The organism is Amphibacillus sediminis NBRC 103570 (assembly GCF_001552275.1).
Classification (GTDB): Bacteria; Bacillota; Bacilli; order Bacillales; family Amphibacillaceae; genus Amphibacillus_B; species Amphibacillus_B sediminis.
In genome coordinates this window covers 1-9,022 of the sequence record NZ_BCQW01000046.1, presented here as the reverse complement: position 1 = coordinate 9,022, position 9,022 = coordinate 1, and the positions used below count along the sequence as shown (strand labels likewise).

Below are 9,022 nucleotides of genomic sequence, written 5' to 3'. Positions count from 1 at the left end.
CAATTATCAGAAGTCCTGATTCATAGTATCGTCTATTTCAACTAGCTAAGGAGTATATCACTTATACTTAAAGTCATATCTTCTATAGTTTAAGCATTTCTAAATTCTATATTCTTTGCAACCGCCTCTAGATAGCCTTATAATACTGATGTTCTTAGGAATCTCCCACTTTAATCAGACCTCAAGGTCGGTGAATGGTTCAATAAACACCAATAATCAAGTCTTTTATTTGGAGCTTGTTTCTTTAATGTTGAATATCTTGTCATACTCCAAACCAAACAAGACATAGTTATACGTATATTTTGATCAAATTCTTCACAAAGGCGTTTTCATTAGAGAATAGGCATAATCGTTTAGTTTTCAGCACATCCATGCTATGATTTGAATAGCTTTGTTAAAAAAGGAGTTTTTGTAGATGATTGATACACAGTTATTTCGGCAAGCAATGGGGCGCTTTGCAACGGGAATTACCGTTGTAACAGCAAAGGATGAAGCTGAACCACGTGGTATGACGGTTAATGCCTTTATGTCACTATCACTTGATCCAATTCTTATTGCTATTTCTATAGGGAATAAAGCACGGATGTGCGAGACATTGGCTAAAGTGGATCGCTTTGGTGTTAGCATACTTTCAGAAGCCCAGCAGCAATTATCTATGGTATTTGCTAAGCAAATGCAGGCTGAACAATCAGTAGACTTTGATTATATTCAACAAACGCCTGTACTCCCTGAAGCATTAGTCCAGCTGGTTTGCGAGAAAGAGTCAGTAGTTGAAGCAGGTGATCACACTATTTTTATTGCTAAGGTCATTGACCTAGAAACACAAGCAGGTGATCCGTTGATATATTTTGGCGGAGAATATCGTCGATTAAACTAAACAAACAACTGCACGTATTTTTGTGTTAGCCAAACGCAAATGATGTGCAGTTTTTGTTTTTTAGGTTACAACGACCCGGGAAGGGTCTTGCTTCAGCAGGAGGTAGCACTGCTTACTTGAAAGTTGTTATATCTGTTAACTCGATGAGAACTAACAGACTGTTTACCAAGAGTTAGCTCGATTACACTATAAATAACTTTTAATTTTATCAAAGCCTTGTGCTAATGTAGAAGCTTGATGACTATCTGAACCTGGAACTAGTGGTATCTTTAACTTTTGCGCAAGCTTGACTATTTCAAGGTTAGGATAAATGGATTGGCAATCAGGCTTATATAGACCAGCGGTATTTAGATCTAGACTATACCCTCTCGATTTAATTTCTTGCAAGATAGATTTAATCCTGTTTAACTGGTTCATGGGATTAGGATACTTCAAGGAAAATTTTTCAATTAGAGTTAAATGCCCGATTCGTGTCGGTTTAAATGGACCTAGGTCTGCTTGAACAGCAAGCAATAATGTTTGATAGTATTTTTGATATAAGTTATCGATACTTCCGAATAATGTAATAAGGTCTGCAAAAGCATCAGCACTGTAGTCTAGACAGTGATAACCACCATCTGGCGTTTTTAACATATGGACAGATAGAATGGCATCATCAATTTGTTTCCCATACTCATTAAGAAAGTTGCGAATGTCTCTATCAAAGCCCTCTATATAATCGAGCTCAAAACCAACATTTATTTTAATTCTATCGTTGTACTTGTTTTTTAATCGATTTCCTTCATTAAAATAAGTAGATAAATCGGACCAGTTCATGGCGCTATCTTGATTTGGAACAGGATCGACAAAGTCTTTTGGTAACGGAGCGTGCTCGGTAAAGCTGATTTCTTTAAGACCCATTTTTATCGCTTGTATGACATAACTTTCAAACGGATCATTAGAACCGTGTAAACAAAATGGTGTATGAATATGATAATCTCCGGAATAATGCATTTGAATTCCCCCTAAATGTGATTAAAAGTGTATGCAAAAAGCTGAATGTGCAACGAGTTGGGCCAGGTGGTAATCCGTAAAGCCACAGAGCTTGTGTGTCTTTACCGTAAACGCCAAGCAACGATGTACTTCGTTACTTTATATTTTAACAAATTTTAAGTTAAGTAAGGGCATATATTGACTAGCTTAGTTAATCCACCGATTTGATATAAAGATATTTTATTGCAGTGTAACTAGCTGGGGCTGCGATTACTCGCCCCATCAAAGGGTTTTTGTAAGACTCCCAGTTCAAGAAATAAGGGAACACGTCATTTTCTAAGTGCGAGATCCAACAGCCATTAACGGCCCGATTGGTTCAACTCACGTTCAGTGGGGGGAGAGAGAAAGCTGACTAAGTTCGCAATGTCTGCACAAGCACATCCTATGCGTTGAAATCTCCACTAAACGAAGTTTCACTTTATTTCTTTAATGATATAGGTAAAGCTAAAAAATGAAAAGTTTTTATTGACGTATTTCTGTAAGGCATGTTAAAGTTAATAGAAATCGAATTACTTTACCTCGGTAAAGCGGTAGAGTAATAAAGAAATTTAGAACGGATGTGAACCATGTTATTTTTACCAGCTGGTAGTCAGGATCAAATTGGACAAAAATTGAATAATAAAGCGAAAATTACAAGAGTATTTAGAGACGTTGTTTGTAGAAGAGATTATAAGGCAATTGAGACACCAGTTATTGAATATGCGCAGACTTTTACTAATCCGCATGTTGGCATGGATCTCAGTACATTGTTAAAATGGTTTGATTATGAGGGGCAAATTGAAGTTCTTCGACCCGATTGGACAACGGCGATAGCTCGTGCCTTAATAAACCAACCTCCTACCCAAAAAAAATGGTTTTATCAAGGGTCGATTTTTCGTAATGATAAAAATGGAATTGAAAGTCGACAAGCAGGGATCGAAATTATTCGATCGAGCCAATGCTTAGGTGAAATGGAGTCACTCCTTACAGCTGTAGATTATTTAAAGGCATTACAAATAGACGATTATTTAATTGAATTGGGACATACAGGTATTTTTGAATATTTAATCCAACCCTTAGAACTTAATAGGGTTGAGGAAGAGGCTTTACGAACAGCGATGCATGATAAACAGACTGATGTTGTAGAGCGCATAGTTAAAGAAAAAGGAAATGGACAGGTAGCTAAAGAACTTGTTAACCTGATTCAAGCTTATGGTGATAAGGAAGTTCTACAAAAATACCGTTCGGATTGGCAAAACCAAACAGTGTTAGTAGAAATCATTGATTTGTTAGATTATTTATACACCTCCTTAGAGACTATGGGAGCAAATGTTATTGTCGATCTTGGACGGGTTAAGCAACTCCCTTATTATAGTGGGGCAATGTTCAGAGGCTACTTAAAAGCAACTGGACAAATCTGTTTTTCAGGTGGTCGTTATGACAAACTTTATGCACAATTCGATACCGATATTTCAGCAGTTGGTTTAGCCTTTGATATTGATGTTCTGGCTAATGTCATATCGCCTGATCCAGCTAAAAAGCGAATTTGTTTGATTGCATCACCAGAAACCCATGTCCAAGCTGAGCAAATGCGGCAGCAATTAGAGGATATACAGGTCGATATTCAGTACCAAATACCAGCTCAACACAACTATGACCAAATTATCGATTTAACCAAAGAGGTGAACGAATCATGAAGCCTGTTGTTGCATTAACAAAAGGGCGTTTAGAAAAACAATTTTTGCAATATTTTGAGTCGTTAGGCTATGACATTAAGCCGCTTCAGGACAAAGGCAGAAAATTACGAGTGCAAACCGATCAGTTTGCGTTTATCTTTGCTAAAGGTCCAGATGTTAGCACGTATGTTCAATATGGTATTGCTGATTTAGGGATTGTTGGTGGTGATATTTTGGCAGAATTTCAACCAGATGTCTATGATTTGTTTCCACTTCCATTTGGTAAGTGTAGAATGGCCGTAGCTACTGAGCAAGGAAAAGTTTGGCCAGCACAGAAAAAGACGATTGCAAGTAAGTATACCGGGATTACGAAAGAATTTTTCAAAAATAAAGGGGAATCAGTTGATATCATAAAGCTTGAGGGTTCAGTCGAGCTAGCTCCTATTCTTGGCTTGGCAGATGGTATCGTTGATATAGTCGAAACAGGTACAACGCTAAAGGAGAATGGCTTAGTGATTGATGAAGAATTTATGAGGTTTAGTGCCAGATTAATTGCCAATCGCTCGTCGCTAAAGCTTAAACGGCAAGAGTTAGCCCAAATTATCGAGGACTTGAAGCAAAGAGGAGGTCAAGGTGAATGATCCCAATCTATCAAGCAAATGAATTTAAGCAAAGATATTTAGTCAAGCAAATCAAGCAAGCTCACTCCAATCAAGTGATGGATATTGCTAAAGAAGTTATTGCGGCTATTCAATTGGATGGTGATCGTGCGCTCAAGAAATATGTTGCTAAATTTGATGGTGCTGTTCCTAGCAGTTGGCAGGTTACAGATCAAGAACGGCAAGCTGCCTGGAATCTGGTTGATGCTGATACGATTTCTGCACTTAAAAGGGCGGCAGAAAACATTAGAGCCTTTCATGACAAACAAGTGACACAATCACGCTTTATGCAAATGGATGAAGAGATAATAACTGGACAGTTGTATCGACCAATTGAAAAAGTTGGTATTTATGTGCCGGGTGGAACAGCATCTTACCCGTCGACTGTACTGATGACAGCTATCCCTGCTATCATAGCAGGTGTCGAGCAAGTGATCATGGTCACTCCAGCACGTGATGGAAAGGAGATTGCACCAATCTTATCGGTGGCAGCTGACATTGCCGGGGTTCATTCCATTTATAAAATCGGTGGTATTCAAGCAATAGCTGCACTCGCTTATGGTACTGAAGCGATCCCTTCAGTTGATAAAATTGTCGGACCTGGAAATGCTTATGTCGCTGCAGCAAAAGCACTCGTATTTGGCGACGTAGGAATTGATATGATTGCGGGGCCTTCAGAAGTTGCCATTATCGCAGATGAAAGTGCAAGTCCTGACCATGTTGCAGCGGATATGCTTGCTCAAGCAGAGCATGATACGAATGCTCGGACTTTTCTAATGACACCTTCACAATCTTTGATTGATGCTACCAAGGTAGCGCTTGAGCGGCAACTCGAAGATTTACCACGTAAATCGATTGCTCAAACGGCTTTGAAACAAAAAGGCGCGTTAGTTAAAGTGGAGAATATAGAAGAAGCGTTTCAGCTATCCAATCAAATCGCTCCTGAACATTTAGAAATTCAATTAAATAACCCGCTTGATTATCTTGCCAAAATCAAACATGCCGGTTCGGTATTTTTAGGGCATTACTCACCAGAATCTTTAGGAGATTACTACGCTGGACCCAATCATGTTCTGCCCACTGCTGGCACAGCTCGATTTTCATCTGGCTTATCGGTGGATGATTTTATTAAAAAAACGACCTTTACTTACTATTCTAAAGAAGCTTTAGTAAAAGTAGCGAATGATGTGATCACCATCGCTGAAGAAGAACAGCTTTCTGGTCATGCACGGGCTGTTTCAATCCGCTTAACAAACAAGGGAAAGAAGGGAATTTAATGCGAAAGGCGACGAAGACAAGACAAACGTATGAAACAACTATCGATGTATCAGTCGATTTAGATAACCCTGAGATCGTTAATATTGATACAGGTGTTGGCTTTTTCGATCATATGCTAACATTATTTGCTAGACATGGCCGGATTGGTTTAACCGTTAAAGCAGATGGAGATTTACACATTGATAGTCACCATACAGTTGAGGATGTTGGCATTGTTATTGGACAATTAATGAAAGAGGCTTTGGGCGATAAGCAGCAAATCAATCGTTATGGTACGGCATATGTTCCAATGGACGAAGCACTTGGTTTTGTCTCGCTTGATATTAGTGGTCGACCATATCTTGTCTTTGATGCAGAATTTAATCATGCTAAGCTTGGTAACTTTGATACAGAATTAGTTCGGGAATTTTTACAGGCATTTATGGTGCATGCAGGCATTACTTTACACGCACGAGTACTTTATGGTAGCAATACCCATCATAAAATCGAAGCGATCTTTAAAGCGCTTGGCCGGGCTTTGTCAGAAGCAATAACAATTAATCCAGAAATTAAAGGGGTTAACTCAACAAAGGGGTTATTAGAATGATTGCAATTGTTGATTATGGTATGGGGAATGTGGCTAGTGTACAGACAGCATTTGAGAAGTTAGGCTATCCTGTTATCATTACAGATCAGCCTGATCAGCTCAAAGCAGCTAGTCATATTATTCTACCTGGTGTGGGTTCATTCCAAGCAGCAATGGCTGAGATTGAAGCAAGACAATTAGCAGATCTATTAAAAGAACTAGCATTAACTAAACCATTTCTAGGAATATGCTTAGGGATGCAACTCCTATTTACCACTGGTTATGAGAATGGCTTAACAAAAGGTCTTAATTTGATTCCAGGTACGGTTGAGCGTATTGAAACGCCCCAATTATTGCCGCATATTGGCTGGAATGAATTGAAAATAACTGATTTAGTGCCAAGCTTTAAACGCTTTGATGGAAGCTATGTTTATTTTGTCCATAGCTATGCTGCACGTACATCAGCTGAATATACTGTTGCTTATACTGACTATGACGCTGAAATTACAGCCATTGTAAAAAAAGGTCATGTATACGGCATTCAATTCCATCCTGAAAAAAGTGCCCATATTGGTTCAGAAATAATTAAAACGTTTTTAAATGAGGTGTCATCATGAAAATATTACCAGCTATTGATTTAATGGGCGGCAAATGTGTCCGACTTTATCAAGGCGATTTTAATAAATCAGAGCAAGTTGCAAATGACCCAATGGAACAACTAAAGACTTTTATTAAAGATGGGGCTGAAATTATCCATATCGTTGACCTTGATGGGGCAAGAGACAGCTCAAAGCGTCAATATCAGCTTATTGAAATGCTCTGTAAGCACTCCTCAGTACCGATCCAAATAGGTGGGGGTATTCGTAATCTTGAAACAATTGAACAATTGATTCAAGCAGGGGCTAGTCGATTAGTGTTAGGCACGGCCGCCATTGAAGATCCAGTTTTTTTGAAGACTGCCTTAGACCAATATGGTAGTAAGATAGTGGTTGGGATTGATGCCAAAAATGGTAAAGTAGCGACACATGGTTGGGAAGAGGTTTCAGAACTTGATTATATTGAATTTGCTAAAAGAATGGAACAATTAGGTGTTAAAACAATCGTATTTACCGATATATCAAAAGACGGCACGATGTCCGGACCCAACTTGGATCAGTTAGCCGCTTTAAATACGGCTGTTGCTTGTAAGATCGTTGCCTCAGGTGGAGTTAGCAAGAATAAAGATATCGAAGCACTTAAACAAATAGGTATTGAAGAGGTGATCGTAGGCAAGGCGATTTACCAAGGTACAGTAACTTTGAAAGGGGTAAATCAAACATGATTGTAAAGCGGATTATCCCTTGTTTAGACGTCAAAGACGGAAACGTTGTTAAAGGGACAAATTTTGTCTCACTAAGAGAATTAGGAGACCCTGTAGCGATGGCAAAGGCTTATTCAGAGCAAGGTGCTGATGAAATCGTCTTTTTAGATATTTCAGCTACGAATGAAGCAAGAGAGACCATTGTTGATATTGTTCGATCCACTGCCCGAAATGTACATGTTCCGTTTACAGTAGGTGGTGGTGTACGGACCATTTCAGATATGACTCGGTTATTGCAAGCTGGTGCGGATAAAGTAGGTATGAATTCGGCTGCTGTTGCTAATCCACAATTAATAAAGGATGGAGCAGAGCGCTTTGGTTCTCAATGTATCGTTGTTGCCATCGATGCCAAAAAATTTGTGGATGGCTGGCATGTTATGACACATGGAGGTAGTAAAGATACAGGTAAAGATGCTGTGGAATGGGCGAAAGAGGTAGAACAGCTCGGAGCAGGTGAGATTCTGCTAACCAGTGTGGATACAGATGGTGTTAAATCTGGTTTTGATCTTCCATTGACTAAGGCAGTGGTGGAGGCTGTGCGAATCCCTGTTATTGCTTCAGGTGGAGTAGGCAAGCCTGAACATTTTGCAGAGGTTTTTGAAGCGACAGATGTTTCAGCAGGGTTAGCTGCGTCTATTTTCCATGAGCACACATTTTCAATAAAAGAAGTAAAGGACTGTTGTAAGAGAAGAGGAGTGAATATTCGTGAAGCCTGATTTTTCAAAAGGACTAATTCCGGCCATCATTATTGATTCTACTACAAAAGAGGTATTGATGCTCGCCTATATGAATGAAGTCTCTTATCAGAAAACACTTGAAACAAATGAAACATGGTTTTATTCACGTTCACGAGATCAACTCTGGCATAAAGGTGCGACATCGGGTCATACTCAACAGGTTGTATCGATTAGGCTTGATTGTGATCAAGATACCCTTCTAATTGAAGTTGTAGCACAAGGTCCTGCCTGTCATACAGGAGCAACATCATGTTTTTTCAATGAGGTTAAATCACCAACAGTTGATTACCATGCTAATATTCTAGAGCAAGTAGTTGCCGAAATTAGGGATCGCGAGCAAACACCAATTGCAGGCTCCTATACGAACTATTTACTGGATAAAGGAATTGATAAGATCGGCAAAAAAGTAGTCGAAGAAGCAGGTGAGGTCGTGATTGCTGCTAAAAATGATGATGCTCAGGAGTTAATTGGTGAGGTTAGTGACTTGCTTTATCATAGTTTAGTCCTACTACACCAGCAAGGTGTAAATTTTAATGACGTCAAGAAGGAGTTAACGAGACGATTCGGTAAAAAAGCGAACAGTAAAGGTGATCGTCCAGAAATTGAAGAATGGTAATTCACACTAGTTTACCATAATCATATTATGTAAACTTAAATGATACAAAGTACTTCAATCGCTTTTAATTTCATTCAGAAGAGGTCATCCACTTCTATAAGTGGTGAGATGAATGCCGAAATGTCTTCCAATAAACAGGGGACAAAACCCAGCTTAATAAAGTGAAAACATCAGTGGATGACACTGATAAACTCTGGACGCTTGATTTCGTTCACGCGAAAAATAGAACCTCCAATTACGTAT

General features: G+C 39.0%; 10 protein-coding genes. 9 read left to right on the top strand and 1 reads right to left on the bottom strand.

What is annotated here, in order from left to right; translation table 11 throughout:
• The first annotated feature begins 415 nt into the window (after window positions 1–415).
• Complete coding sequence (locus tag ASE01S_RS14970) at window positions 416–877, top strand: flavin reductase family protein (RefSeq protein WP_067844267.1); 462 nt, start codon at window positions 416–418, stop codon at window positions 875–877.
• 186 nt (window positions 878–1,063) lie between these two features.
• Here the strand turns inward: ASE01S_RS14970 and hisJ are convergent, their stop codons facing one another.
• On the bottom strand, window positions 1,064–1,870 hold the full coding sequence (gene hisJ / locus ASE01S_RS14965; protein ID WP_067844263.1) for a histidinol-phosphatase HisJ: 807 nt from the start codon (window positions 1,868–1,870) through the stop codon (window positions 1,064–1,066).
• A gap of 605 nt (window positions 1,871–2,475) precedes the next feature.
• Between hisJ and ASE01S_RS14960 the strand changes: the two genes are divergently transcribed.
• From ASE01S_RS14960 to hisIE, 8 genes are read left to right on the top strand one after another with little or no spacing between them, the layout of a single operon-like run.
• Window positions 2,476–3,585 carry an ATP phosphoribosyltransferase regulatory subunit gene (locus tag ASE01S_RS14960; RefSeq protein WP_067844261.1) on the top strand — a complete coding sequence of 370 codons (1,110 nt, stop codon included), beginning with the start codon at window positions 2,476–2,478 and terminating at the stop codon, window positions 3,583–3,585.
• On the top strand, window positions 3,582–4,205 hold the full coding sequence (hisG, locus tag ASE01S_RS14955; protein ID WP_067844258.1) for an ATP phosphoribosyltransferase: 624 nt from the start codon (window positions 3,582–3,584) through the stop codon (window positions 4,203–4,205). Before ASE01S_RS14960 ends, hisG begins: the two co-directional genes overlap by 4 nt.
• The gene (gene hisD / locus ASE01S_RS14950) at window positions 4,202–5,500 is read left to right on the top strand and encodes a histidinol dehydrogenase (RefSeq protein ID WP_067844255.1); all 1,299 of its coding nucleotides are present in this window, start codon (window positions 4,202–4,204) and stop codon (window positions 5,498–5,500) included. The genes hisG and hisD overlap by 4 nt, the downstream gene beginning before the upstream one ends.
• A complete protein-coding gene (gene hisB, locus ASE01S_RS14945) occupies window positions 5,500–6,087 on the top strand; it encodes an imidazoleglycerol-phosphate dehydratase HisB (protein ID WP_067844252.1) in 588 nt (195 codons plus the stop codon). Before hisD ends, hisB begins: the two co-directional genes overlap by 1 nt.
• Complete coding sequence (hisH, locus tag ASE01S_RS14940; protein WP_067844249.1) at window positions 6,084–6,683, top strand: imidazole glycerol phosphate synthase subunit HisH; 600 nt, start codon at window positions 6,084–6,086, stop codon at window positions 6,681–6,683. Before hisB ends, hisH begins: the two co-directional genes overlap by 4 nt.
• Window positions 6,680–7,387 (top strand): 1-(5-phosphoribosyl)-5-[(5-phosphoribosylamino)methylideneamino]imidazole-4-carboxamide isomerase, encoded by a 708-nt coding sequence (gene hisA, locus ASE01S_RS14935; RefSeq protein ID WP_067844246.1) that lies wholly within the window; start codon window positions 6,680–6,682, stop codon window positions 7,385–7,387. Before hisH ends, hisA begins: the two co-directional genes overlap by 4 nt.
• Window positions 7,384–8,142 carry an imidazole glycerol phosphate synthase subunit HisF gene (gene hisF, locus ASE01S_RS14930; protein ID WP_067844244.1) on the top strand — a complete coding sequence of 253 codons (759 nt, stop codon included), beginning with the start codon at window positions 7,384–7,386 and terminating at the stop codon, window positions 8,140–8,142. The genes hisA and hisF overlap by 4 nt, the downstream gene beginning before the upstream one ends.
• A complete protein-coding gene (hisIE, locus tag ASE01S_RS14925) occupies window positions 8,132–8,779 on the top strand; it encodes a bifunctional phosphoribosyl-AMP cyclohydrolase/phosphoribosyl-ATP diphosphatase HisIE (RefSeq protein ID WP_067844242.1) in 648 nt (215 codons plus the stop codon). Before hisF ends, hisIE begins: the two co-directional genes overlap by 11 nt.
• Window positions 8,780–9,022 lie beyond the last annotated feature (243 nt).

Excerpts from the sequence above, each read along its gene's own strand:
- ASE01S_RS14970 (WP_067844267.1), top strand. The coding sequence starts at position 416 with ATGATTGATACACAGTTATTTCGGCAAGCAATGGGGCGCTTTGCAACG.
- hisF (WP_067844244.1), top strand. The coding sequence starts at position 7,384 with ATGATTGTAAAGCGGATTATCCCTTGTTTAGACGTCAAAGACGGAAAC.
- hisG (WP_067844258.1), top strand. The coding sequence starts at position 3,582 with ATGAAGCCTGTTGTTGCATTAACAAAAGGGCGTTTAGAAAAACAATTT.
- hisA (WP_067844246.1), top strand. The coding sequence starts at position 6,680 with ATGAAAATATTACCAGCTATTGATTTAATGGGCGGCAAATGTGTCCGA.
- hisD (WP_067844255.1), top strand. The coding sequence starts at position 4,202 with ATGATCCCAATCTATCAAGCAAATGAATTTAAGCAAAGATATTTAGTC.
- hisJ (WP_067844263.1), bottom strand. The coding sequence starts at position 1,870 with ATGCATTATTCCGGAGATTATCATATTCATACACCATTTTGTTTACAC.
- hisB (WP_067844252.1), top strand. The coding sequence starts at position 5,500 with ATGCGAAAGGCGACGAAGACAAGACAAACGTATGAAACAACTATCGAT.
- ASE01S_RS14960 (WP_067844261.1), top strand. The coding sequence starts at position 2,476 with ATGTTATTTTTACCAGCTGGTAGTCAGGATCAAATTGGACAAAAATTG.
- hisH (WP_067844249.1), top strand. The coding sequence starts at position 6,084 with ATGATTGCAATTGTTGATTATGGTATGGGGAATGTGGCTAGTGTACAG.